This window comes from Allosphingosinicella sp. (genome assembly GCF_036403745.1).
GTDB lineage: Bacteria > Pseudomonadota > Alphaproteobacteria > Sphingomonadales > Sphingomonadaceae > Allosphingosinicella.
Genome location: NZ_DASWQI010000012.1, coordinates 1 through 24694 on the forward strand (window position 1 = coordinate 1; position 24694 = coordinate 24694).

At 68.0% G+C, this 24694-nt stretch carries 25 protein-coding genes and 1 pseudogene; 12 read left to right on the top strand and 14 right to left on the bottom strand.

Annotated elements, in window-relative coordinates; translation table 11 throughout:
• Together VGC56_RS01845 and VGC56_RS01850 are read right to left on the bottom strand one after the other, a co-directional pair.
• Positions 1-353: chromate transporter (locus VGC56_RS01845; protein ID WP_464122861.1), on the bottom strand; the 353-nt coding region annotated here is incomplete at its 3' end.
• Positions 350-1072, bottom strand: a complete 723-nt coding sequence (locus VGC56_RS01850) for a superoxide dismutase (RefSeq protein WP_464122862.1) — start codon at positions 1070-1072, stop codon at positions 350-352. The genes VGC56_RS01850 and VGC56_RS01845, both read right to left, overlap by 4 nt.
• Positions 1073-1204: 132 nt before the next feature.
• Here VGC56_RS01850 and VGC56_RS01855 point away from each other — a divergent pair, with 132 nt between their 5' ends.
• A complete protein-coding gene (locus VGC56_RS01855) occupies positions 1205-2650 on the top strand; it encodes a GH1 family beta-glucosidase (RefSeq protein WP_464122863.1) in 1446 nt (481 codons plus the stop codon).
• Positions 2651-2685: 35 nt separating this feature from the next.
• On the opposite strand, the gene VGC56_RS01860 is transcribed toward VGC56_RS01855, so the two are convergent.
• The 3 genes from VGC56_RS01860 to VGC56_RS01870 all read right to left on the bottom strand — a co-directional run bounded on the left by VGC56_RS01860 (position 2686) and on the right by VGC56_RS01870 (position 6230).
• The gene (locus tag VGC56_RS01860) at positions 2686-3270 is read right to left on the bottom strand and encodes a L,D-transpeptidase family protein (protein ID WP_464122864.1); all 585 of its coding nucleotides are present in this window, start codon (positions 3268-3270) and stop codon (positions 2686-2688) included.
• Between the two features lie 195 nt (positions 3271-3465).
• The gene (locus VGC56_RS01865; protein ID WP_464122865.1) at positions 3466-4869 is read right to left on the bottom strand and encodes an amidohydrolase family protein; all 1404 of its coding nucleotides are present in this window, start codon (positions 4867-4869) and stop codon (positions 3466-3468) included.
• 50 nt (positions 4870-4919) lie between these two features.
• The gene (locus VGC56_RS01870) at positions 4920-6230 is read right to left on the bottom strand and encodes a dicarboxylate/amino acid:cation symporter (protein WP_464122866.1); all 1311 of its coding nucleotides are present in this window, start codon (positions 6228-6230) and stop codon (positions 4920-4922) included.
• 150 nt (positions 6231-6380) lie between these two features.
• On the opposite strand from VGC56_RS01870, the gene VGC56_RS01875 reads away from it, so the two are divergent.
• The 5 genes from VGC56_RS01875 (at position 6381) to mazG (ending at position 9939) form a co-directional block, all read left to right on the top strand.
• The gene (locus VGC56_RS01875; protein WP_464122867.1) at positions 6381-6875 is read left to right on the top strand and encodes an Lrp/AsnC family transcriptional regulator; all 495 of its coding nucleotides are present in this window, start codon (positions 6381-6383) and stop codon (positions 6873-6875) included.
• 50 nt (positions 6876-6925) lie between these two features.
• Positions 6926-7705, top strand: coding sequence for a TatD family hydrolase (locus VGC56_RS01880; protein WP_464122868.1), 780 nt, complete (start codon positions 6926-6928; stop codon positions 7703-7705).
• On the top strand, positions 7699-8478 hold the full coding sequence (locus VGC56_RS01885) for an MBL fold metallo-hydrolase (RefSeq protein WP_464122869.1): 780 nt from the start codon (positions 7699-7701) through the stop codon (positions 8476-8478). Before VGC56_RS01880 ends, VGC56_RS01885 begins: the two co-directional genes overlap by 7 nt.
• Positions 8475-9077 carry a retropepsin-like aspartic protease family protein gene (locus tag VGC56_RS01890; protein ID WP_464122870.1) on the top strand — a complete coding sequence of 201 codons (603 nt, stop codon included), beginning with the start codon at positions 8475-8477 and terminating at the stop codon, positions 9075-9077. Before VGC56_RS01885 ends, VGC56_RS01890 begins: the two co-directional genes overlap by 4 nt.
• A gap of 88 nt (positions 9078-9165) precedes the next feature.
• Positions 9166-9939, top strand: coding sequence for a nucleoside triphosphate pyrophosphohydrolase (gene mazG / locus VGC56_RS01895; RefSeq protein ID WP_464122871.1), 774 nt, complete (start codon positions 9166-9168; stop codon positions 9937-9939).
• An 11-nt stretch (positions 9940-9950) separates the two neighbouring features.
• Here mazG and hflX read toward each other — a convergent pair whose 3' ends face one another.
• From hflX to dusB, 5 genes and pseudogenes are all read right to left on the bottom strand, one after another.
• Positions 9951-11258: a GTPase HflX gene (gene hflX, locus VGC56_RS01900; RefSeq protein ID WP_464122893.1), complete on the bottom strand. Its 1308-nt coding sequence runs from the start codon at positions 11256-11258 to the stop codon at positions 9951-9953.
• A pseudogene (hfq, locus tag VGC56_RS01905) lies at positions 11255-11773 on the bottom strand (RNA chaperone Hfq); the annotation flags it as partial. The pseudogene hfq and the gene hflX, both read right to left, overlap by 4 nt.
• A 100-nt stretch (positions 11774-11873) precedes the next feature.
• Positions 11874-13262, bottom strand: coding sequence for a nitrogen assimilation response regulator NtrX (gene ntrX / locus VGC56_RS01910; RefSeq protein WP_464122872.1), 1389 nt, complete (start codon positions 13260-13262; stop codon positions 11874-11876).
• 5 nt (positions 13263-13267) lie between these two features.
• Positions 13268-15466, bottom strand: coding sequence for a sensor histidine kinase NtrY-like (locus VGC56_RS01915; protein ID WP_464122873.1), 2199 nt, complete (start codon positions 15464-15466; stop codon positions 13268-13270).
• A gap of 145 nt (positions 15467-15611) precedes the next feature.
• Complete coding sequence (dusB, locus tag VGC56_RS01920) at positions 15612-16610, bottom strand: tRNA dihydrouridine synthase DusB (protein WP_464122874.1); 999 nt, start codon at positions 16608-16610, stop codon at positions 15612-15614.
• A gap of 65 nt (positions 16611-16675) precedes the next feature.
• Here dusB and VGC56_RS01925 point away from each other — a divergent pair, with 65 nt between their 5' ends.
• Genes VGC56_RS01925 through VGC56_RS01935 form a run of 3 tightly spaced genes read left to right on the top strand, consistent with a single transcriptional unit; the run spans position 16676 to position 18866 of the window.
• Complete coding sequence (locus tag VGC56_RS01925) at positions 16676-17845, top strand: bifunctional 2-C-methyl-D-erythritol 4-phosphate cytidylyltransferase/2-C-methyl-D-erythritol 2,4-cyclodiphosphate synthase (RefSeq protein ID WP_464122875.1); 1170 nt, start codon at positions 16676-16678, stop codon at positions 17843-17845.
• Complete coding sequence (locus tag VGC56_RS01930; protein WP_464122876.1) at positions 17842-18336, top strand: hypothetical protein; 495 nt, start codon at positions 17842-17844, stop codon at positions 18334-18336. Before VGC56_RS01925 ends, VGC56_RS01930 begins: the two co-directional genes overlap by 4 nt.
• Before the next feature lie 5 nt (positions 18337-18341).
• Positions 18342-18866, top strand: coding sequence for a CinA family protein (locus VGC56_RS01935; protein ID WP_464122894.1), 525 nt, complete (start codon positions 18342-18344; stop codon positions 18864-18866).
• On the opposite strand, the gene VGC56_RS01940 is transcribed toward VGC56_RS01935, so the two are convergent.
• Together VGC56_RS01940 and lipA are read right to left on the bottom strand one after the other, a co-directional pair.
• Complete coding sequence (locus VGC56_RS01940) at positions 18806-19288, bottom strand: type II toxin-antitoxin system RatA family toxin (protein WP_464122877.1); 483 nt, start codon at positions 19286-19288, stop codon at positions 18806-18808. The genes VGC56_RS01935 and VGC56_RS01940 overlap by 61 nt on opposite strands.
• Before the next feature lie 7 nt (positions 19289-19295).
• The gene (gene lipA / locus VGC56_RS01945; protein ID WP_464122878.1) at positions 19296-20222 is read right to left on the bottom strand and encodes a lipoyl synthase; all 927 of its coding nucleotides are present in this window, start codon (positions 20220-20222) and stop codon (positions 19296-19298) included.
• Positions 20223-20290: 68 nt separating this feature from the next.
• Between lipA and VGC56_RS01950 the strand changes: the two genes are divergently transcribed.
• Genes VGC56_RS01950 through VGC56_RS01960 form a run of 3 tightly spaced genes read left to right on the top strand, consistent with a single transcriptional unit; the run spans position 20291 to position 22585 of the window.
• On the top strand, positions 20291-20929 hold the full coding sequence (locus VGC56_RS01950; protein ID WP_464122879.1) for a carbonic anhydrase: 639 nt from the start codon (positions 20291-20293) through the stop codon (positions 20927-20929).
• A gap of 22 nt (positions 20930-20951) precedes the next feature.
• Positions 20952-21800, top strand: a complete 849-nt coding sequence (gene ygiD, locus VGC56_RS01955; protein WP_464122880.1) for a 4,5-DOPA-extradiol-dioxygenase — start codon at positions 20952-20954, stop codon at positions 21798-21800.
• A 53-nt stretch (positions 21801-21853) separates the two neighbouring features.
• The gene (locus VGC56_RS01960; protein WP_464122881.1) at positions 21854-22585 is read left to right on the top strand and encodes an NYN domain-containing protein; all 732 of its coding nucleotides are present in this window, start codon (positions 21854-21856) and stop codon (positions 22583-22585) included.
• Positions 22586-22612: 27 nt separating this feature from the next.
• Here the strand turns inward: VGC56_RS01960 and VGC56_RS01965 are convergent, their stop codons facing one another.
• Complete coding sequence (locus VGC56_RS01965) at positions 22613-23011, bottom strand: DUF6924 domain-containing protein (RefSeq protein ID WP_464122882.1); 399 nt, start codon at positions 23009-23011, stop codon at positions 22613-22615.
• A gap of 4 nt (positions 23012-23015) precedes the next feature.
• Complete coding sequence (gene ettA, locus VGC56_RS01970) at positions 23016-24689, bottom strand: energy-dependent translational throttle protein EttA (protein ID WP_464122883.1); 1674 nt, start codon at positions 24687-24689, stop codon at positions 23016-23018.
• Positions 24690-24694 lie beyond the last annotated feature (5 nt).

A 24694-nucleotide genomic window follows, 5' to 3' on the forward strand; every position in this document is an offset into this window, starting at 1 on the left:
GCCACATTGCCGAGCAAGGCGTAGAGCCACGACAGGATCATGATCGCGACGAAGCCGGGCAGCACGAACAGCGTGCCTGCGATCAGGCCGCCTTTCGTCCGATGCAGCAGCCAGCCGATATAGATTGCGAGCTGCTGCGCCTCCGGCCCCGGCAGCAGCATGCAGAAGTTCAGCGCATGCAGGAACCGCGCGTCGCCGATCCACCGCTTCTCCTCGACGAGAATGCGGTGCATCACCGCGATCTGCCCCGCCGGCCCACCGAAGCTCAGCAACGCGATCCGCGCCCACACACGCGTCGCCTCGCCGGGGCTGATGCCGTGCGGTGCAGGCGCGGAGGCTTGCGTAGCCGTCACGCCGCGGTGGCACGCCGGAAGCGGCGGTCCACCTCCTCCCAATTCACATTAGTCATGAAGACGTCGATATAACGCGCTGCAGCAGCGCCGAAATCCATGTGATAGCTATGTTCGTACATGTCGAGTGCGAGGAGCGGGATGCCGCTCGCCGGGGCGTGCATATGGTCCCACATCCAGTAATTGTGGAGCGAGCCGGTGTGGGCGTTGAAGGCGAGCAGAGCCCAGCCCGAGCCGCCGGCGAGCGCGAGGGCGGTGCGGCGGAAATCCGTCTCCCAGTCCCCGAAGGACCCGAAGGCCTGCGCCAGCGCCTGTTGGATGCCCCCGGCTGCCCGTCCGTCGCCACCGAGGTTGGCGAAATAGAGTTCGTGGAGGACGACGGAGCCGGTGCGGTGCAGCTCCTCGCGCTTCAGGTCGCCATAGACGAGCGGCGGGAAGTCCTTGTCGGCGAGCGCCGCGGCGAGGCGGCCCTCGATGAGGTTCAGCGCCTTCACCGAGCCGCTATAATTATTCTCCCAATGCGAGCGGATCAGCCGCTCCGACAGGCCGTGCAGCTTGGCTGGATCGAAGGGGAGGGGCCTCGGCTGGTGCATCCCCCGGAAGGCGGGCGCGGCAAGCAGTCCGGCGGCGGCCACCGGCGCGGCATGAAGCGAGGCGGGTGCCGCGGCGGCGAGGCCGGCGCCGAGGGTCAAGAGGGCGGTTCTGCGGTCGAGCTCGGTCATGGACGATACTCCTATTGCGGCTCGCAATCCTAAGCCGCGGTCCAACCGCCCGTCGATGCCTTTTGCGCGCGATATTTCCTCTCGCCGCCGCCGCGCCCGATGCTAAGCAGCAGGGGCAAATCGGGAGAGGTTATGAGCGGCATTTCACGGCGCGACATCGGCAAGACACTGGGTGCGGCAGCGGCGGCGCTGGCGGCGGGCAAGGCGGGGGCGGCGGCCCCGGTGGCGGCCGCGCTCCGGCCGATGCACCGGCGCTTTCCGGACGGGTTCAAATGGGGCTGCGCGACGGCCTCCTACCAGATCGAAGGCGCGGTCAAGGAAGACGGGCGCGGGCTCACCAACTGGGACGTCTTCTCGCACACGCCGGGACGGGTCGCGAACGGCGACACCGGCGACGTCGCCAACGACAGCTATCATCTCTTCAAGGAAGACACGAAGCTGCTGAAAGCGCTCGGCGTCTCGACCTACCGGATGTCGCTGGCCTGGTCGCGCATCTTCCCGGAGGGGCGGGGGAAGGCGAACCCGAAGGGCATCGACCATTACCAGCGGGTGGTCGACAACCTCCTCGAGAACGGCATCACGCCCTACGTCACCCTGTTCCACTGGGACCTGCCGGAGGCGCTGCCGGGCGGCTGGCGCAACCGCGACACGGCGCAGGCCTTCGCCGATTATGCCGGCTACGCCGCGTCGAAACTGTCGGACCGCGTCCACAATTTCATGACGACCAACGAGATACGCTGCTTCACCGATCTCGGCCACAAGGCCGGGATCCACGCGCCGGGGATGAAGCTGCCCGACGCCGAGGCGAACCAGGTGCGCCACCACGGCGTCCTCGCCCACGGTCTCGCCGTCCGCGCCATCCGCGCCTATGCGCGGCCGGGGACGCAGGTCGGCCTCGCCGAAAACGCCAATTTCTTCGTGCCGGCGATCGAGACTCAAGAACATATCGACGCCGCCCGCCGCGCGACCCGCGACGACAATGCGCCGTTCCTTACCGCCGTGCTGGAGGGCCGCTACCTCGATTCCTATCTGCGCGAGGCCGGCGCGGCGGCGCCCAAGGTCCAGCCCGGCGACATGGCGGCGATCGGCACTCCGCTCGATTTCGTCGCGATCAATGTCTACACCCCGCAATATGTCCGCGCCGATCCCGGCCCGCGCGGCTACGCGATCCTCCCGCACCTCGAATCCTCACCGCGCATGGCCTCGCCATGGCTCTACGTCGGGCCCGAGGTCGCCTATTGGGCGGTGCGGTACGTCAGCGAATTGTGGAAGCCGAAGACGCTCTACATCTCGGAGAACGGCTGCTCGGCGGACGACCCGCTGGTGGCCGGGCGCATCGACGATTCCGACCGCGTCATGTACCTTCGCAATTACCTCGGCCACATGCAGCGCGCGGTGGCGGAAGGCTATCCGCTCAAGGGCTATTTCCTGTGGAGCCTGATGGACAATTTCGAATGGGCGGACGGCTACGCCAAGCGCTTCGGCATCCACTATGTCGACTTCAAGACCCAGCGCCGCCTGCCCAAATTGAGCGCCGCCTGGTACCGCGAACTGATCCGCCGCAACGAGCTGGTCTAGGGGGAGGGGACAGTCACTTGTGACTGTCCCCAAGCTCAGCGGCTCGCCGTCTCGGCCGTCTCCGCGGCGTCGGGCTCAGGGGCCGGCGCCTGCTGGACGAAGTCGGGGACCTCGTCGAGGACCGAGACCGTCGCCCCCAGATCGGCGATGTCGAACAGCTTGCGCGCGAAGGCGGCGGGGAGGCGGACGCAGCCGTGCGAGGCGCGCTCGCCGGTGACCTTCCCCGCGTGGAGCGCAACGCCGTCCCAGGTCAGGCGCAGCATGTAGGGCATCGGCGCGTCGTCGTAGATGTTGGACTTGTGGTCCTTGTCCTTCTGCAGGATCGTGAACGTGCCGGTCGGCGTGTCGTAGCCGGCGACGCCGCTCGACACGCTTGAGACGCCGACCAGCGCACTGCCCTTGAACACGAAGGCGAGCTGCAGCGGCAGGCTGACCAGCACGCGCAGCGGTCCCGCCGCCGCGGCGGCATCCTCGCGCCACACGAAGCGCCCCGGCGCGACGCTCGTCGCCGCGGAGGCGGGGGTCAGTCCGGTCGCGGCCTGTGCGGCAGCCAAGGGTGAGAGGGCAAGAAGAGCGGCAACAGTAAAGCGCCGCACGAACGGCATACAAGCCTCGCGCATACAGCCTCCGATACTCTGGAGTGGTTTTCCGCAAGGGCGGAAAAGCCATGTTACCGCCCCAACGCACGAAGTCTATTTGAGTGCCGCGCGACTTTTATTTCGGGTGCGACAGGATTTCCGTCGCGGCACGACTATGGCCGGTGTGAGGCCCCGCGGCGGCCTTAGTGCGCGGCACTGGAGGTTGGCGAAGAACGATCACCTGCCGGACGCGTAGCGCCGGCGCTGGGGGCCGCCGGCGAGGGGGAGGCGGGATTCGTCGACGATGGTCCCGCTTTTCATCACCAGCGCGATCTTCTTGGCATTGTCGATATTCGCAACGGGGTCCGCATCGAGCAGCACCGCGTCGGCGATCTTGCCTTCGGCGATGCTTCCCATCTCGTCCTGCCGGCCGAGCAGGCGCGCGGCGTTGTAGGTGGCGATCCTGATCACCTGCAGGTTCGGGATGCCCGCCTGGGACAGGAGTTCGAGCTCACGGTGGGTGGCGGCGCCGTTGGTGCCGTCGGTGCCGAGGGCGACCACGCCGCCCGCTGCGGCGATGCGGCGGAGATTGTCCTCGAGGATCGGCGTCTGGGTCTGCCAATACCTACGCCAGGCGCGGCGGTAGACGTCCGGACTGCCCTTCAGCGCCGTTTCGCCGCCCGTCGCCGCGATGCGCTTCAGCTCGGCGCGCTGGGCGGGCCGCATCGTCGCTACGTAGAAAGGCTGGTCGAGGAAGTCGGAATGGTCGTGGACGCGGCCATAATTGTCGCCGATCGTCATCGTGCTCGCGGTCGGCAGTTGCTTGGCCGCGAGCAGCCGGACGAAGGCGTCGGTGACCGGGCCCTGCGCCGGTGTGTGGGCGAGCGTGTCGACGCCCGAGTAGATCGCCTCGCGCGCCCGCGATTCGTTCGAGATGTGGACGGTCGTGCGGACCCCATGGTCGTTGTAGAATTCGATGATGTGCTGGAGGAGGTCCTTCGGCAGGATCGGGATCAGCGGCCGCGCGCCCCAGCCTTCATCGTCATAGGTGATCTTCTGGACGTCGGGCCGCTGCGTCTCCCATTGCGCCTGCAGGGCGATGCGCGCCTCGGGCCAGCTCGTCACGTTCACCGCCATCGCGGTGCCGTGGCTGCCCGGATAGGTGACGAGGCTGCCGGTCGCGAAGAGGTGCGGCGCCAGGATCCGCCCGGCGCGCTCGTCCGCGCGCAGCGGCAGGATGTTGGTGGGGTCGTTGCCGACGTCGAGCACGGTGGTGACGCCGCAATAGAGGAAGCTCGCCAGCGCCTGCAGCGCCGCCTCGCGGTCGACCGCCGGCGCCCCTCCGGGCACGGCGGGCGCCACCGAGCCGGCGAGGTGGATGTGGATGTCCATCAGCCCGGGGATCAGATATTTGCCCCGGCCGTCGATCACCCGCCCCGTGGGCGCACCGGCGCGGGCGGTGGGGATGATTTCGACGAACCGGTCGCCGTCGACCACGACGGTCATATCGGGCCGCGGCGCGGCGCCGGTGCCGTCGATCAAGGTTACATGCTGGAACGTCCACCGCTCGGCGAAGGCCGCGGCAGGCGCAAGCGCCAGCGCGGCGGCGCAGAGGCGGGCGAGGTAGAAGGTGCGCTTCATTCGGAGTCCCCCATCGAAGCGCCCCTGCTAGCGGACGTGGCTCCCGCAGGTCAAAAGCCGACCGGCACGGCAGGCGCCGGCTTTGGCGGGAGATGGGTCAGCGGATCGAGCAGGCCCTCGCGCTGTGCCACGACATAGGGGACGAGGATTTGGCCCGCGACGTTTACCGCCGTCCGCCCCATGTCGAGGATCGGATCGATCGCCAGCAGCAGCCCGGCGCCCTCCAGCGGAAGGCCGAGGGTGGAGAGGGTGAGGGTGAGCATTACCGTCGCGCCGGTCGCGCCCGCGGTGGCGGTCGAGCCGAGCACCGACACGAGAGCAATCAGCGCATAGCCGGCGGGGCCAAGCGCGACGCCATAGAATTGGGCGACGAACAGGGCCGCGACCGCGGGGTAGATGGCGGCGCATCCGTCCATCTTGGTAGTGGCGCCGAGCGGCACCGCGAAGGCGGCGTAGTCGCGCGAGACGCCGAGGGCGAGCGCGCGCTCCTCGGTCACCGGCAGGGTGCCGAGCGAGGAGCGCGACACGAAGCCGAGCTGCACCGCCGGCCACACGGTGGCGAAGAAGCGGCGGACGGGGAGACCGTGCGCGGCGAGCAAAGCCGGGTAGATCAGGAAGAGGACTATGCCGAGGCCGAGATAGACGGCGAGGACGAAGCGGCCGAGGCTCGCCACCGACGTCCAGCCATAGGTGGCGACGGCGGTGCCCAGGAGAGCGGCAGTGCCGATCGGGGTCAAGGCGATCACCCACCTGACCACGACCCGCACAAGTGCATAGCCGGTCTCCGCCGCGGCGAAGACGGCACGGCCGCGCGGGCCGAGGCGCTGCGCGGCGACGCCGACGGCGAGACTGATCACCATCAGCTGGAGGACGTTGAAGGCGAGCGTGGTCTTGGCCGCGCCGTTCGCGCCAGCGCTGGTCGAGGCCTGAAGGCCGAGCACGTTCGAAGGTATCAGGCTTTTCAGGAAGTCGGTCCAGCCGCCGAGGGCGGAGGGGGCGACCGGCGCGGCCGTGGCCCCGGCATGGCGTCCCGGCTCCAGCAGCGTGCCGAGCAGGAGTCCCACCGACACGGCAAGCGCCGAGGTGATCGCGAACCAGAGCAGGGTGCGGGCGGCGAGGCGGGGACCGTTGGCGAGGCTGCCGGCGCGGGCGACGCTGGCGATCACCGCGGTGACGACGAGCGGCGGTACCACGACCTTCAGCAGCTGCACGAAGCTGGTGCCGGTGAGGTCGAGGAGGGTGCGCAGCGCCGCGGTGTCGGCGGGCCAGGCGCGGGCGACGGCACCCAGCGCGATGCCGGCGGCCATCCCAAGCAGGACCTGGAGCCCGAAGGAGGTGCGGCGGGCGGGCAGGGTCGACATGGCGAGCACAGGCTCCTCAAGTGGCAACTGGAAGATTCTTCTAATCGAGCACGTGAAACTTGATGGGAGGACCGTCGCCGTGCAAGCCTGTGCAGCAAGAAAGCACGACGCTGCTCCTGACGTCGCACCCGATGAGGAGAAACTTCCAAAATGCCCCGAACGTTGGACACGATCGACCGCCGCATCCTTGCTCTCCTGCAAGAGGACGCGACCCGGGCCGTCGCCGAAATCGCCGCGGCCGTCGGACTGTCGCAGACGCCATGCTGGCGGCGCATCCAGCGTCTGCGCTCGGATGGCGTGATCGACCGCACCGTCGCGATCCTGAGCCCGGAGGCGGTGGGTCTCGGCCTCACTGTCTTCGTCGAAATCCAGGCGCACGACCATAGCGACGCCTGGCTGCGTCACTTCGCCGCCACGGCCTCGGCAATCCCGGAGGTGCTCGACGTCTTCCGCATGGCCGGCGAGACCGACTATCTGCTCCGCGTCGCGGTCCGCGACATGGCGCATTTCGACCTTTTCTATCGCCGCCTTGTCGAAGCCGTGCCGATGCGCAACGTTACCTCCCGCTTCGTCATGGAGCGGGTCAAGGCGAGCACGGCCTATCCGCTGGAGCTTCCCGCCGGGCGGCGCGCGGCCGACACTTGAGCGGCCGCTTGGAGGATGACGGCGCGGGCGCGAGGCCCTACATGCCGGCCATGTTCGCCGACAGCCATTGCCACCTCAACTACAAGGGTCTCGTCGAGGACCAGCAGGGGGTGCTCGCCCGCGCCCGCGCCGCCGGGGTCGGGGCGATGCTCAACATCTCGACGCGCGAGAGCGAGTGGGATGACGTCATCGCCGTGGCCGAGCGGGAGGGTGACGTCTGGGCGTCGGTCGGGATCCATCCGCACGAGGCGGATTCGCATCCCGACGTGCAGACCGCGACGCTGGTCGAGAAGGCAGCGCATCCGCGGGTGGTGGGGATCGGCGAGAGCGGGCTGGATTTCTACTACGACCATTCGGACCGCGACCGGCAGCGCGCCTCGTTTCGCGCCCACATTGCGGCCGCCCGCGACACCGGCCTCCCGATCATCGTCCACACCCGCGACGCCGAGGACGACACCGCCGCGATCCTCGCCGAGGAGATGGGGAAGGGGGCCTTCCCGGGCGTCATTCACTGTTTCACCGCCAGCGCAGACTTCGCCCGCAAGGCACTGGATCTAGGGCTTTACATCTCACTATCCGGCATCGTGACGTTCAAGAACGCCAAGGACCTGCAGGAAACGGCGAAGACGATCCCGATCGAGCGGCTGCTGATCGAGACCGACAGTCCGTTCCTCGCGCCGGTGCCGCATCGGGGGAGGCCGTGCGAGCCCGCGTTCGTGGCGGACACCGCGAGGTTCGTGGCGGCTTTGCGCAATGTGAAGGTCGAGGCGCTCGCCGAAACCACCTTCGCCAACTTCCGGGCACTCTTTTCGAAAGTGGCGTCATGCTAGAGGTCCGCATCCTCGGCTGCGGCACGTCGTCGGGCGTTCCGCGGGTCGGCAACGACTGGGGGCTGTGCGACCCCTCGAACCCGAAGAACCGCCGCCGGCGCGTCGCTATCCTGGTGCGCTACGGCGCGACGCAGATTCTCGTCGACACCGGGCCGGACCTGCGCGAGCAGTTGCTCGACGCGAATGTGACCGGCGTCGAGGCGGTGCTGTGGACGCACGACCATGCCGACCATTGCCACGGCATCGACGATTTGCGGCAGCTCTACCATGCCCGCGGCCGCCCCGTGTCCGGCTTTGCGCGCCCCGATACGCTCGAGGTGCTGAAGCAGCGCTTCGCTTATGCCTTCGACGGCAAGGACGGCTATCCCGCCGTCGTCGACCTCAGGCCGTTGCCCGACCACATCAATATTGGCGGCATCTCGGTGCGCACCGTCGACCAGCCGCACGGGCCGATCACATCGGCGGGCCTGCGCTTCGACGCGGGCGGGGCTACAGTGGTTTATTCAACGGATTTCAGCGACTTGACGCCGGAAATGGAGAGCCGGTTTCAGGGAACGGACCTGTGGATCGTCGACACGCTGCGGCGCCGGCCGCACCCCACGCATCCCAGCCTCGGCCAGGCGCTGCAATGGATCGAGCGGCTGAAGCCGGGGAGGGCGCTGCTCACCCACATGGACAACAGCATGGATTACGACACGCTGATGGCCGAGCTGCCGCCGGGCGTCGAGCCCGCCTATGACGGGATGGAGATCGCGCTCGGAGATCCGGCGTGAGCGACGGCGCCGATCAGGCGCTCAACGCTCTCTACCTGCTCGGTTTTCTGGTCCTCGTCGTCAGCTCGCTCGCTGCGCGGCGCCTGCCGCTCGGCAGTACCCTCAAGATGGCGGCGTCCTGGGTCCTGATCTTCGCCGCGGCGTTCGTGGTGTTTGCGATGAAGGACGATTTCGTCTCCCTCGGCCGCCATGTCCTGGAGCTCAGCCGTGGCGAGGGGGCGGTCGTCGCCAAAGGCAAGGAACTGCGCATCCACAAGGCCGAGGACGGGCATTTCTGGGTGAACGCGAAGGTGAACGCCCAGCCGGTGCATTTCCTGATCGACAGCGGCGCGACGATGACGAGCCTTACGGCCGCCACCGCCGCCAAGGCTGGCATCGACACGTCCGGCGGATTGCCGGTGATGGTAGAGACGGCGAACGGCGTGGTGAAGGCCGAACGTGGCGACGTCGGCCTGCTCGAGGTCGGCACGATCCGGCGCACCGACTTCCCGGTCCATGTTTCGCCGGCGTTTGGCGACACGAACGTGCTCGGCATGAACTTCCTGTCGTCGTTGAAGGGCTGGAGCGTCGACGGGCAGTGGCTGGTGCTGAAGCCGTGACGTCACGCCGGGGCGCCTTTTCGCCTCTCCCGGCACCGTCTGTATTTTACATAATGTATATTATCGCACTTTGAGAAAGGCCGCATGCGTGGCAACTTCCCCAACATCCGCCCCCTCTCTCGCCGATCTCGCCGCCATCATGGGACGCCTCCGCGATTCGGAGCGCGGCTGCGAGTGGGACAAGGTCCAGACCTTCGAGACGATCGCGCCCTACACGATCGAGGAAGCCTATGAAGTCGCCGACGCCATCGAGCGCGGCGACATGGCGGACTTGAAGGACGAGCTTGGCGACCTCCAGCTCCAAATCGTCTACCACGCCCGCATCGCCGAGGAGCGCGGCGCCTTCACTCTCGCTGACGTCATGGCGTCCATCTGCGACAAGATGGTCCGCCGCCACCCCCACATCTTCGGCACCGCCGCCGCCAGCCCCGGCTGGGAGGCCCTCAAGGCCGCCGAGCGCGGCGACCGTGAGGACGACACAAGCGCCCTCGCCCACGTCGCCAAGGCGCTACCGGCCCTCAAGCGCGCCGAGAAACTCCAGAAGCGCGCCGCCCGCATTGGCTTCGACTGGCCCGACGCGGCGGGCCCCCGTGCGAAGATCGACGAGGAGCTCGCCGAGATCGACGCCGCGACGTCAGACGCCGAACGGGCCGCCGAGCTCGGCGATCTCCTGTTCAGCGTCGTCAATTACGCCCGCCACCTCCGCGTCGATCCCGAAGCCGCGCTTCGCGAGGCCAGCGCCAAGTTCGAAGCCCGCTTCCGACGTGTCGAAGCGATTGCCGACAAGCCTCTGAACAATATGGATATCGACGCGCTGGAGGCGCTCTGGCAGCAGGCAAAGCGGGACCTCTCCGCCTCCTGACGCGGAGCCGATCAGGCCTCCGCGCGGCGGGCGTCGAAGCGGGCCCAGTCGCTGTCTGACATGCGGACCTCGACGATCGTCTCCAGGCCCTCGGTGTGCAGGCTCACCACCTCACCGTGGGCGTGGAGCCAGGCGATCGCCTCGCCTTCGCCGACCGGCAACGTCACGGTGCGCAGCTTGGCGCCCTTCCTGAGGTGGTTGCCGGCGCATTCCAGGAGGTCGTCGACGCCTTTCCCGGTCAGCGCCGAGAGCAGCACGACGTCCTCGCGGCGCGCGGCTTCGGCGCGGACGCGATCCGCCTCCTCGGCGTCGAGCAGGTCGATCTTGTTCCAGGCCTCCAGCCTCGCCTGGCCGGCCGCCTCGCCGGCGCCGATCTCCTTCAGCACCTGCTCGACGTCGCTGCGCTGCGCGTCGGTATCCGGGTGGGAGATGTCGCGGACGTGGACGATCAGATCGGCGGAGATGACCTCCTCCAGCGTCGCCCGGAAGGCCGCGACGAGCTGCGTCGGCAGCTCCGAGATGAAGCCGACCGTGTCGGAGAGGATCGCCTTGTCGAACCCGGGCAGCGCCACTTCCCGCATGGTGGGGTCGAGGGTCGCGAAAAGGAGGTTCTCGGCCATGACGTCGGCATGCGTCACCCGGTTGAACAGGGTCGACTTGCCGGCATTGGTGTAACCGACCAGCGCGATCACCGGCCACGGCGCCCGCTGCCGCCGGGTGCGGTGGAGGGCGCGGGTGCGGGTGACCTGGTCGAGTTCCTTCTTGAGCTTGGCCATGCGGTCGCGGATCAGGCGGCGGTCGGCCTCGATCTGGGTTTCGCCGGGGCCCCCGAGGAAGCCGAAGCCGCCACGCTGGCGCTCGAGGTGGGTCCAGCTGCGCACCAGCCGCCCCGCCTGGTAATCGAGATGGGCGAGCTCGACCTGCAGCCGGCCTTCCGCCGTCGCCGCGCGCTCGCCGAAGATTTCGAGGATGAGCCCGGTGCGGTCGATCACCTTCGCCTTGGTGCCGGTCTCCAGATTCTTCTGCTGAATGGGCGTGATCGGCGCATCGACGATGAGCAATTCGGCACCCTCGCGGTCCACCGCTTCGGCGATCTGCTCGACCTGGCCCTTGCCGAACAACGTGGCCGGCCGCGGCTGACGGATGCGAAAGCGCAGCCGCTCCGCGACCTCGACGCCGATCGCGCCCGCGAGACCCGCGGCCTCGTCGAGGCGCGCGTCGGCATCGCGCCGCCCCTCCCCGCCCATTTCGGGCAAGGCGATGACGGCGCGGGCGCCACGCGCGAACTCGTCGGCGCTGTCCTTGTTGAAGACGCTCAGGCGGCCGACTCCTGGTCTTCGGCTTCCTGGAAATTCACCGGATGCTCGGGCTGCACGGTCGAGACCGCATGCTTGTAGACGAGCTGCGACAGCGCCTCCCGCTGGAGCAGCATGCAGAACAGGTCGAAGGCGACGATCTCGCCCTGGAGCATGACGCCGTTCACGAGGAACATGGTCACCGGCTCCTCGGCCCGCCGCACCGCGCCGAGAAACACTTCCTGCAGCGAGCCGCCCTTGCGCCGCGCTTCCTGGTCGGCGAACGCGCGCTGGATCTCGGCGAGATCGATCGGGTGCGACGGCATGATCGTCGAGATTGCATGCTTGTAGATGAGCTGCGCCTGGCCGTCGCGGCGCAGCAGCACCGAGAAATTGTCGAACCAGGTGATGATCCCCTGGAGCTTGACACCCTTGACGAGGAACATGGTGACCGGCGTCTTCGACCGGCGGAGGCTGTTCAGGAACATGTCCTGGAGGTTGTTCACCTTGTCGGCGGCCATTGGACCACTCTCCTTATTGGCGGCTCGAGCCGCATGCGCCCCACGCGACGCGCCACCTTAATTGGGGTGCGGGCGGCGCGGGCGCAATATCATGTCGGCTGAGAGGCCGCCACAATCCCTATTCGTTGCCGTCGCCGCGCGTGTCGCCGATGCCCAACGCCTTCAGCTTGCGGTGCAGCGCCGAGCGCTCCATGCCGATGAAGCTCGCGGTGCGGGAGATGTTGCCGGAGAAGCGGCGGATCTGAACCCGCAGATATTCCCGCTCGAACGTCTCGCGCGCTTCCCGCAGCGGCGTCCCCATGATCGCCTTCACCGCCTCGGACGGGCTGAGGCTCGCCTGCTCGTTCAAGATCTCCGGCGGCAGCATGTCGATCTCGATCGAGCCGACGCGGGCGCCCGGCGCAAGGATGATGGTCCGCTCGATGACGTTCCTGAGCTGGCGGACGTTGCCGGGCCAGTCATAGGCCTGCAGCGCCGCCACCGCGTCGGCGGAGAAGTTCGGCGTCGCCAGGCGCTGCTCGGCGGCGTAGCGGGCCGCGAAATGCTGGACCAGCTCCGGTATGTCCTCCCGCCGCTCGGCCAAGGCAGGGAGGTGTACGGGAACCACGTTGAGGCGGTAATAAAGGTCCTCGCGGAAGCGGCCGCCGGCAATCTCCTCGGCGAGCAGGCGCGAGGTCGACGAGACGACGCGCATGTCGACCTTCACCATCCGCTGGCCGCCGACGCGGGTGAAGCTCTGGTCGGTGAGGACGCGCAGGATCTTGGCCTGCGCGGGGATCGGCATGTCGGCGATTTCGTCGAGGAAGAGCGTGCCGCCATGGGCCTGTTCGAGCAGGCCCGGGCGGGCGAGCTCGCCCCCCTCTTCCACGCCGAACAATTCCTCCTCGACCCGCTCCGGCGTCATCCGCGCCGCCGAGACGACGATGAACGGCGCCCGCGCCCGGTTCGACCAATCGTGGAGCAGCCGCGCCGCGACCTCCTTGCCGACGCCGGCGGGGCCGGTGATCAGCACCCGGCTGCCGGTGCCGGCGACCCGCTTCAGCGTCGCGCGCACGGCGTTGATCGCGACGCTGGAGCCGGTAAGCTCGGTCTCCTGGCCGATCTGGGCGCGCAGGCTCGCATTTTCGCGGCGCAGGCGGTCCGTCTCGGTCGCCCGCGCGACGAGGTGGAGGAGGTGCCCGGCCTCGAACGGCTTCTCGATGAAGTCGACCGCGCCCTGGCGAATCGCGGCCACGGCCGTGTCCAGGTTGCCGTGGCCGGAGATCATCAGCACCGGCAGCGTCGAGTCGCGGCGCTTGATCTCCTCGAGCAATTGCAGCCCGTCCAGTTTCGAGCCCTGCAGCCAGACGTCGAGCAGCACCAGCGACGGCCGCCGGTCGCCCAGCGCCTGGAGCGCCTCGCCGCTGTTGGCGGCGGTGCGCGCCGCATAGCCTTCGTCCTCGAGCACCCCCGAGACGAGATCCCTGATGTCCTGTTCGTCGTCGACGACGAGGATGTCGAGCGCCATGCGTTTCAACCGTTCGCTAGTCTGTTGCCGGGGTGGAACTCGGCCGCGCCGGGGCTGAGGCGGGCGAGCGATTCGATGTCGAAGGAGAGGCGCACCAGGGTCCCCCCGCCCTCAATGTCCTCAAAGTCGATGCTGCCATAATGTTCCTCGACGATCTTCTTGACGATCGCGAGGCCGAGCCCGGTGCCCTTCACCCGGGTGGTCATGTAGGGCTCTGTGAGGCGGCTGCGCTCGGGCGGCAGGCCGGCGCCGGTGTCGCGCACGTCGATGACGAGCCGCTCGCCCTCCTCGGCGATGCGGATGGCGACTTCCTCGGCGCCGCTCCCCTTCCCTTCGTCGCGCTTCTGCTGGATCGCCTCGACGGCATTCTTGACGATGTTGGTGAGCGCCTGGCCGAGCTGGCGGCGGTCGCAGACCAGGATCGGCGAAGGCTGCGGCGCGTCGAGGGTGAAGGCGATGTCGGGATGCGCCACCTCGTGCAGGAACAGGGCGTGGCGGGCGATCTCGGCCACCCTCTCCTCCTGGAACACCGGCTTGGGCATCCGGGCGAAGGAGGAGAATTCGTCGACCATGCGCCTGAGGTCGCCGACCTGGCGGACGATGGTCCCGGTCAGCTGCTCGAAGGTGGCGGGATCGGAGGCGATCTCCTTGCCGTAGCGCCGCTGCAGCCGCTCGGCGGCGAGCTGGATCGGAGTGAGCGGGTTCTTGATCTCGTGGGCGATGCGGCGGGCGACGTCGGACCAGGCGGCGCGGCGCTGGTCCTGGAGCTGCTCGGTAATGTCGTCGAAGGTGAGGACGTAGCCCGTCTCGGTCTTGACCCTTTTGACCGCCAGGGTCCGCGGCTCGCCCTGCGAGGCGAACTGGACGATCGCCTCGCGCTCCTCGCTGTCCAGCTGGTCGGCAAGCTCCGGCGCCAGCTCCGCCAGCTTGCGGCCGACGGCGCGCTCCTTCGGCGTCTTGAGGAGCGCCTCGGCCGAGCTGTTCATCAGCCTGACGTTGCGGTCCTGTCCGACCGAGATGATCCCCGCCGTGACGCCGGAGAGCACCGCCTCGATGAACGCCCGCCGCGTCTCAAGCTGGGCGTTGGCGGAAACGAGCGCGCCGGTCTGCTCCTCAAGACGGCCGGTCATCCGATTAAACACGTTGGCGAGCGTGCCGACCTCGTCATTGACGCGGGACTTGGGAACGCGGGCGGAGAGGTCGCCCGTCCCTACCCGCTTGGCGGCATCGACGAGCTGGGCCACCGGCCGCACAACCCGGTCGGCAACGGTGAGCGCAACCCAGATGGCGATCGCCACGATGAGCAGCGAGACGAGCAGGAGCAAAGCGTTGAAACGGAACTGGAGGTTGCGCGATTTCTCGAGCGTCCGCTGATAGTCGCTTGCCGCATCCCTCGCTTTGGCAAGGGCGGTTGTGGCTTCCGGTGAAATGGCGCGGGCACCATAGAAATAGATGGCAGCTTGTGGATCAAGCCGAACCACGCCCTCGATCCTGTCGGCGCGGGGTTGGAATACCTGCACCTGACCTGCGGGAAGAGCGACAAGCATCTGCCTGGGGAGCTGAGCTGCCAATGCGCGCTTATCCGGATTCCACTCGACCCTGCGATGAAGAACGCCCCGTGGATCAAGGGTCAGGATAGCCGCCTCTGAAAACTGCCTGACCGCGGTTTGGCCCAGGAAAATGTCTTCGAACTGCTTGGAGTTCAGGCCGAGTTCGTTGATCCGAGCGACCATGTCGACGCCCATGGCTTCGACATCCATGCGGATCCGGCCGTCATGCTCCCGAGCATAAATTTGGGAAACGTTCTCGGCGCTCGCAAGCACTGTCCTCGCGCGCTCTGAAAACCAGAACTGCATGCCGTACTGGAACAGCAGCGATGCGAACACGACCACCAGCAGCGTCGGGACGCTGGCGATGACGGAGAACAACGCGACGAGCCGCACGTGGAGGCGCCCCCTCCCCCCAATCGGCGACCTTGCCGCACGCCGCATCGCGATTCGGCGGGCGATCAGCACCATGAGCGCCATGGCCGGGACGAGATTTGCTACAAGCAAGGCTGCTACGAGCGGCGGCCGCAGCAGCGTCTCCGAACGCCCGTGATCCACCACGAGCCAGTAGCTCGCCGCGGCAATGGCGATCAGCGCCGCCACCGTCGCCATCTCGATGAAAGGCACGAAGCGGCTGCGGTGGAGCGCGACGGACACACGCCGCCGCCAACGCGGTCTCGTCTCGTGGGAAATGGTCGCCGGAGCGTTCACGTCCCCGCGCTACCACAGGAATGTGGCAAAAAGAACACAGCAGATTTCAAAAAAGGCGAGCGTCCGCCGCAGCGGGAGAACGCCCAGCCGCTCAGGCCGCCACCCGGCTCAGCCAGGGCGCGTAGAAATCGTAGAGCATCGCCTTCGCCCGCGCGGCGTCGGACTCCTTGTTGAAGGCGTTGCGGAACTCCGCCGAGCCGTGGAGGCCGCGCGTGTACCAGCCGATATGCTTGCGAGCGATGTTGACGCCATTCTCATTGCCATAATGGGCGAGCATCGCGTCATATTGCTCGGTGATGACGGCATATTGTTCGTCGAGGCTGGGATCGGGGCGGCGCTCGCCGGTAGCCAGCCAGTGCATCACCTGGCCAAGCAGCCAGGGACGGCCATAGGCGCCGCGGCCGATCATCACGCCGTCGGCGCCGGATTGCGCGAGCGCCGTCGCGGCGTCGTCGAGCGAGCAAATGTCGCCGTTGACGATCACCGGCACGTCGACGGCATCCTTGACCCGGCGGACGAAGGCCCAATCGGCCTCCCCCTTGTACATCTGGTTCCGGGTGCGGCCGTGGACGGTGATCATCTGCGCGCCGAGATCGACGGCGATGCGGGCGAGCTCGGGCGCGTTGAGGCTCGAATGATCCCAGCCCATGCGCATCTTGAGCGTCACCGGGACTTTGACGGCTTTCACCGTCGCATCAATGATCTGGGCAGCGAGCTTCAGGTCGCGCATCAACGCGGAGCCGGCGTCGCCGTTCACCACCTTGCGGACCGGGCAGCCCATGTTGATGTCGATGATCGCGGCGCCGCGATCCTCGTTGAGCTTGGCGGCTTCGGCCATTTCGATCGGGGTGCAGCCGGCAAGCTGCATCGACACGGGATCCTCGATCGGGTCCCACGCGGCTTTCTGGAGCGACTGGCGGGTCTCGCGGATCGCCGCCTGGCTGGCGATCATCTCGGTGACCGTCAGGCCGGCGCCGTAGCGCTTGACGACGCGGCGGAACGGGCGGTCGGTGACGCCGGTCATCGGCGCCAGGATCACCGGCGTCTCGACCCTCACGGGCCCGATCTGGACAGGCTTCAGCTTAGGCATGGGAGGGCGCGAGATAGGGGCAAAGCCGCTGGCGGGCAAGGCGGGGCTCGGCTAGGCGGGCCGCCATGGCCGAGGGGAAGAAGATCGTCGCGCTCGTCGTCGCGGCCGGCAGCGGCACCCGCGCCGGGGGCGGCGGTGTGCCGAAACAATATCGCAGGCTCGGCGGCAAGGCGGTGCTGGCGCATGCTGTCGACCACCTTCGCCGGGCGGGCGCCAGCGACATTCGCGTCGTCATCGGGCCGGGACAGGAGGCGCTTTACGCCGAAGCCGTGGGCGACCGTCCCCTCCCCCCGCCGGTCCTTGGCGGCAGCGAGCGGCGCATCTCCGTGCTGAACGGCCTGGAGGCGATCGCAGAGGACGGAGGCGCCGACATCGTCCTCATCCACGACGCGGCGCGGCCGTTCGTCTCCCTCGATCTGTGGGAGCGGGTCGTCGCGGCCGTCGAGGACCGCGAGCTGGCGGTTCCGGCTCTCGACAGCATCGACACGACGGCTCGCGGCCGCGACACGCTCGGCCCCGCGGTCGACCGGAGCGACCTCCTTCGCGTGCAGACGCCGCAAGGCTTCCGCTTCGACCTGATCCACGCCGCGCACCGGGCCTGGGCCGGCGGGGAGGCCACCGACGATGCCCAGATCGCCCGCGCCGCCGGCCACAAGGTGGCAGTGGTGCGCGGCGATCCGCGCCTCGAAAAGCTCACCTACGAGGAGGATTTCGCCCGTGCCGAGGCCTTGCTCGCCGCGCGGATGGTGAGCCGCACCGGGCTCGGCTTTGACGTCCACGCCTTTGCCGACGGCGAGGCGCTGTGGCTCGGTGGCGTCCTGATCCCCCACGAACGCGGCCTCAAGGGCCATAGCGACGCCGATGTCGGCCTCCATGCCGTCACCGACGCCCTCCTCGGCGCCCTGGGCGCAGGCGACATCGGCACCCACTTTCCGCCGTCCGACCCGCAATGGCGCGGCGCCCCCTCCTCCCGCTTCGTCGAGCATGCCCGGGCGCTGGTCGAGGCCCGCGGCGGGCGGATCGACCATGTCGACCTCACCCTCATCTGCGAGTCGCCCAAGATCGGCCCGCACCGGGACGCCATCCGCGCCCGCATCGCGGCGCTGTTGCAGGTGCCCGAGGCGAGGATTAGCATCAAGGCGACGACCACCGAGCGGCTCGGCTTCACCGGCCGCGGCGAGGGGATCGCCGCCCAGGCGGTCGCGACGGTGCGGCTGGAGGAGGACGAGGCATGAAATGGACGATCGCCGCACTGGCGCTGCTCGGCGCCCAGGCGGCCGAGGCCGCGACGCCGCCGGCCTGCATCACCCGCGAGCAGGTGAGCGACGCAACCTTGTTCATCCTCCCCACCCTCCTCGACGCAGTGGCCGACAAATGCCGGCCTTCGCTTCCGCCGCGGGCCTATTTGCTGAACGGGGGCCGCACGCTTGCGCGGCGGCTTGCCGCAACCAGCGACCAGCATTGGGCGGGGGCGAAAGCAGCGGTGAATGCATTCGGCAGCGGCGCTTTGCCCGACGGCCTCAGCGCCGAGACGATGCGCGGCGTCATGCGCGACATGGTGATGACGAAGGGCCTGGCGAAGCTGACGCCGGCGGACTGCGCACGGATTGACGACGCGGCCGAGGCGCTGTCGCCGCTGCCGCCGCAGAATATCGGCCGGCTGACGGCGCTGCTCATCCAGCTCGGCGCCGGCGAAAAGGGCAAGGGCCTGAACATCTGCCAGTGAGCGACATCCGCGCCTCGATCCTGCCCGACATACTGGTCGAGGCTGCCCGCCAGGTGGTGGAGGCGCACCGCGCCGCCGGCACGACGGTCGCGGTCGCCGAAAGCTGCACCGGCGGCCTCGTCGCGGCGGCGATCACCGAAATCGCGGGCTCCTCCGACGTGCTGGATGCGGGCTTCGTCACCTATTCGAACGAGGCGAAGGTAGCGATGCTCGGCGTCTCCGAGGAAGTCGTGGAGACGTTCGGCGCCGTCTCCATCGCGACCGCCTGGGGCATGGCGCAGGGCGCGCTCAAGCACAGCCGCGCGGACGTAGCGGTGGCGATCACCGGCGTGGCCGGGCCGGGCGGAGGCTCGGCCGTCAAGCCCGTCGGGACAGTGGTGTTCGCGCGGGCCCGGCGCGGCGCCGATCCGAAGGAGATCGTCGCCGACACCAAGCGCTTCGGCGATCTCGGCCGCGGCGGGGTCCGGCTTCAGGCGGCGCTTTGTGCGCTCGAATTGCTGTTGCCGCCTTCGGAGACGCCGGGGCCGTAGAGCGCCCGCGCCCGCTCCTCGAACGCGCCGATCATCCGCCGCAGCGCGCGGTCGAACATCTGCCCGGCAAGCGTCTCGAAAATCCGGTTCTTGAAGGCGAAATCGACGCAGAAGCCGACCTCGGAGCCGCCCTGGCCGTCCGGCTTGAAGGTCCAGCTGTTCTGCAGATATTTGAGCGGACCCTCGATATATTCGGTGCGGATCTTGACCGGCCGCTCCTTCTCCACCCGCGAGGTGAAGGTCTCCTTCAGCGACCGGAAGCCGACGACGAGGTCGGCGATCATCAGCGTCTCGCTGTCGGAGCGGATGCGGGTCGCCGCCACCCACGGCAGGAAGTCCTGATAATGACCAACGTCGGCGACGAGGTCGTACAATTGCTCCGGCGTCCAGGGCAGGTTCCGCGTCTCGGTGTGGCGGGGCATGTCGCCGTCAACGTCCCGCGGCGAGCTTGGCTTCCCGGGCGGCCCGCATCTTCTCGAAGTCGTCGCCGGCATGGTAGCTCGAGCGGGTCAGCGGCGAGGCGGCGACGAGCAGGAAGCCCTTGGCGCGCGCGATCGCGGCATAGGCCGAGAAGGCCTGCGGCGTGACGAACTCCTCGACCTTGGCGTGACGCGGGGTCGGCTGGAGGTATTGGCCCATGGTCAGGAAATCGACGTCCGCCGAACGCATGTCGTCCATCACCTGGTGCACTTCGAGCCGCTGCTCGCCGAGGCCGACCATCACGCCCGACTTGGTGAAGATGGACGGGTCCTGGCGCTTCACGCTCTCCAGCAGCCGCAGCGAGGCGTAGTAGCGCGCGCCGGGACGGATGGTCGGGTAGAGCCGCGGCACCGTCTCGAGATTGTGGTTGTAGACGTCCGGCCGCGCCGCGACGATCGCCGCGACCGCCGCCTCCGGCTTGTTGCGGAAGTCGGGCGTCAGGATCTCGATGGTGGTCGAAGGCGTGTTGCGCCTGAGCGCCTCGATTACCTTGACGAACTGCTTCGCCCCGCCGTCCGGGAGGTCGTCGCGGTCCACGGAGGTGACGACGATGTGCGTCAGCCCTAGTTCGGCTGCCGCCGTCGCGACATGCTCGGGCTCCAGCAAGTCGACCGGCCGCGGCATGCCCGTCTTGACGTTGCAGAAGGCGCAAGCCCGGGTGCAGGTGTCGCCGAGGATCATCACCGTCGCGTGCTTCTTGGTCCAGCACTCGCCGATATTCGGGCACGCGGCCTCTTCGCACACGGTGGCGAGGTTCAAGCTGCGCATCAGCCGCTTCGTCTCGGCAAAGCCGACGCTGGTCGGCGCCTTGACGCGGATCCAATCGGGCTTGCGCTGCTTGGGTTGGAGGACAGGCGCGGCGGCGATCTCGGTCATGGCAGGCCAGATAGCGATCAGTCGCGGGTCTTGCCACCCCTCCCCTCCTCCCGCTAGCGCAAGCCGCCATGCCAGGCTTCCAGCGACTCCTCGACGGCTATCGCCGCTTCCGCACCACCGGCTGGCCCCGCGAGCGGGCGCGATGGTCCGAGCTGGCCGAGGGCCAGAGCCCGGAAGTGATGGTGATCGCCTGCTCCGACAGCCGGGTCGACCCTGCCACCGTCTTCGACGCCAATCCCGGCGAGATGTTCGTCGTGCGCAACGTCGCCGCCCTCGTCCCGCCCTACCAGCCCGACAGCAATTATCACGGCGTCTCCGCCGCCCTCGAATTCGCGGTGACGCAATTGAAGGTGCGCGAGATCGTCGTCATCGGCCACGGCTTCTGCGGCGGCTGCGAGGCGGCGCTGACCCGCAGCTTCGACGATGCCCGCGGCGGCGAGGGGCATTTCATCGCCCACTGGATCGACCTGCTCGACCCGGCCCGCGACGCCGTCCTCGCCCACCATCAAGGCGCACTCGGCCGGTCCGCCTTCCAGGAGATGGAGCTGGAGGGGGTCAAGGTCTCCCTCGCCAATCTGCGGACCTTCCCCTGGGTCGCGGCGCGCGAGGCGGAAGGCAGCCTGCGCCTGCGCGGCGCCTATTTCGCGATTTCGGACGGCATCCTCCACCTCCTCGACGAGACGGACGGCACCTTCGCCCCGGCCTGAGGGCGCCACAAGGAGACGCGCCATGGCCCGTATGCCCGCTCTGTTCATCGGCCACGGCAGCCCGATGAACACGCTGGAGCGCAACGGCTTCACCGACGCGTGGCGCGATCTTGGCCGCCGCCTGCCACGGCCCCGCGCCCTGCTCGTCGTCTCCGCCCACTGGTATTTCCCGGCCACGGCGGTGACGGCGATGGCGCAGCCGCGCACCATCCACGATTTCTACGGCTTTCCGCCGGCTTTGTTCGCCTTCGACTATCCTGCCCCCGGCGCGCCCGATGTCGCCGAAGAGGTTGCGGAAACGGTGAAGCCGCTATGGGTCGGGCTCGACCGCGACCAATGGGGCCTCGACCACGGCACGTGGAGCGTCCTCGCCCATCTCTATCCGGAGGCGGACGTGCCGGTCGTGCAGCTGTCGATCAACGCGCTGCGTCCGCTCGATTACCATGTCGAGCTCGGCGCCCGCCTCGCACCCCTGCGGGACCGCGGCATCGCCATCCTCGCCAGCGGCAACGTCGTCCATAATCTGCGCGCCATCGATCCCTCCCGTCCCGACGAAGGCTTCGACTGGGCCCACCGCTTCGACGATGCGGCGGCGGCACAGATGCAGGACGCGCCCGGCGAAATCCTCAAGCTCGCCGAGCACCCCGATTATGCCTTGGCGGTCCCGACGCCGGACCATTTCATTCCGTTTCTCTACCTTGCCGGCCTCGCCCAGGCCGAGGGCGTCGGCGCCCGCCCGCTGGTCCGCGGCTATGCCATGGGGTCGCTGTCGATGACCTGCTATGGGCTCGGCGTCGACGCAGCCTGCGAGACGGCGGAAGGCGGCGGCGACCTGCCACCGGGAATTCCGCCGGACCAGACGAACATCTAGCACGTCGAACAGTGGCGGTTGGAGGTGGGACGCCGCTGGGCTACACCGTCCCAATGGCCCAGAATAACGAAGCCCAGACGGGCAACATCGCCCTCCTCATCGACGCCGACAACGCCTCGCCGGACAATCTCGACGCGGTGCTGACCGTGCTGGCGGAGCTCGGCACCGTCAACATCCGCCGCGCCTACGGAAACTGGCAGAAGACGGCGCTCAAGGGCTGGTCGCAGATGGTCCACCGCCATGCCATCGAGCCGCAGCAGCAGTTCGACCTCACCAAGGGCAAGAGCGCGACCGACATGAAGATGATCATCGACGCGATGGACCTGCTCTACCGCGGCCATGTCGACGGCTTCGGCCTGATGTCGAGCGACAGCGATTTCATGCCGCTCGCCATGCGCATCCGCCAGGACGGACTTCCCGTCTACGGCTTCGGCGTCAAGTCGCGGACGCCCGAGCCGTTCCAGGCCGCCTGCACCCGCTTCATCGACGTCGCCGCCCTCAGCCGGGCTGATGAACCCGAGGCGGCCGCGGACAAGCCGGCGCCCAAGAAGCGCGTCGTCGACGAGGAACTGATCAAGCTGCTCGGCGCCGCCTTCCGCGCCTCGCAGCGCGACGGTCGCGGCTATGCCAGCATCGCGGAAGTCGGCAAGCGCGCCGGCAACCGCTCTTCGTTCGACGCGCGGAGCTACGGCTATGCGGACTTGGCCGAGCTGATCGACGAGATCCCGAACTTCGCCACCGAGCGCCGCGAGGACGGGCGGGTGTATGTGAAGCGGGTGCGGTAGGTTTAAGCTCGACCGGCCATTCGCCGATTAGGGGAAGCCTCGAAACACGCGACTCACATCGGCCAGGTCCGCAAACTCCGAATAATCCATATTACCAAGCCGAAGGTTGTTCTCGACCCCCCAAAGCTCCGACGCAATGCAGCGGAAGGGCTGGCTCGACCCGTCAACGAGATCCACACACAGGACCGCCTGCTCGTCCCCTTGCATCGCATCGCGATCGGCAATGAAGAGAATTCCGGCATCGTTCCAGTCTGCCGCGGCCACGCGATCGGCCTCGGCACCCTCGAAGTCGCGGTTCTCTACCGGATAAATTTCGGCGCGAAAGCCTTCCGGCGACGGCGCCGAAACCGCGGCGATTAGCGCCTTCCAGGCGGCCTCATCCGAAAAGTCGGTGCGGAGCAAGGGCGAGCCGTCGAGTCCTGCCATTCGCCTACCGCGTCAGCTTCCGATACGTCATCCGGTGCGGCCGGTCCGCCTCCGGCCCCATCCGCCGGCGCTTGTCCTCTTCATAGGCTTCGAAATTGCCTTCGAACCATTCGACGTGGCTGTCGCCTTCGAAGGCGAGGATGTGGGTTGCGAGGCGGTCGAGGAAGAAGCGGTCGTGGCTGATCACCACCGCGCAGCCGGCGAAATTCTCCAGCGCCTCCTCGAGCGCGCGCAGGGTTTCGACGTCGAGGTCGTTGGTCGGCTCGTCGAGGAGGAGGACGTTGCCGCCCTGCTGCAGCATCTTGGCCATGTGGACGCGGTTGCGCTCGCCGCCCGACAGCTGCCCGACCTTCTTCTGCTGGTCGCCGCCCTTGAAGTTGAAGGCGCCCACGTAAGCCCGGGTATTGACCTCGTTCTTGCCGAGCTTGAAGATGTCGAGCCCGCCCGAAATCTCCTCCCAGACATTGTGCTTGGGATCGAGCGCATCGCGTGACTGGTCGACATAGCCAAGGCGGACGGTGTCGCCGATGTCGATGGCGCCTGTGTCCGGCTGCTCCTGGCCGGTGATCAGCTTGAACAGGGTGGTCTTGCCCGCGCCGTTCGGGCCGATCACGCCGACGATGCCGCCGGGCGGCAGGCTGAAGGTCAGGTCGTCGAAGAGCAATTTGTCGCCATAGGCCTTGGTGAGGCCCTTCGCCTCGATCACCTTGCCGCCCAGGCGCTCGGGCACCTGGATGAGGATCTGCGCCTTGCCCGGCGTGCGGTTCTCCTGCGCCTCGACCAGCTCGTCGAAGGCGCGGATGCGGGCCTTGGACTTGGCCTGGCGGGCCTTGGGCGAGCGCCGGATCCATTCGAGCTCGTCCTGGATCGCCTTCTGCTTGCCCTGCTCCTCGCGCTCTTCCTGCTCCAGTCTCTTAGCCTTCTTCTCCAAGTAGCCGGAATAATTGGCTTCGTAGGTGTAATAGCGGCCGCGATCGAGCTCGAGCACCCAGTTCACGACATTGTCGAGGAAGTAGCGGTCGTGGGTGACGAGGATGACGTTGCCCGGATAATCGACGAGGTGCTTCTCGAGCCACTGGACGCTTTCGGCGTCGAGGTGGTTGGTGGGCTCGTCGAGGAGCAGGATGTCCGGCTTCTGGAGGAGCAGCTTGGTCAGCGCGACCCGGCGCTTCTCGCCTCCGGAGAGGTTGGTGACCTCGGCGTCGCCCGGCGGGCAGCGCAGCGCGTCCATCGCGATCTCGAGCTGGTTGTCGAGAGTCCACCCGTCGACGGCGTCGATCTTCTCCTGCAGCTCGCCCATCTCGGTGCCCAGCGCCTCGAAATCGGCGTCCGGATCGGCCATCTCGGCGGAGATGGCATTGAAGCGCTCGACCAGCTCGACGACCGGCCGAACCGCGTCCATGACGTTTTCCTTGACCGTCTTGGTGGGATCGAGCTGCGGCTCCTGCTCGAGATAGCCGACGCGGATGCCCTCGCCCGGCCAGGCCTCGCCGACGAACTCCTTGTCGCGGCCGGCCATGATCTTCATCAGCGTCGACTTGCCGGACCCGTTGGGGCCGATGATCGCGATCTTCGCGTCCGAATAGAATTGCAGGTGGATGTTGTTGAGGATCGGCTTGGGAGCGCCGGGAAAGGTCTTGGAGAGACCCTTCATGACGAAGCTATACTGTGCGGCCATGGCGG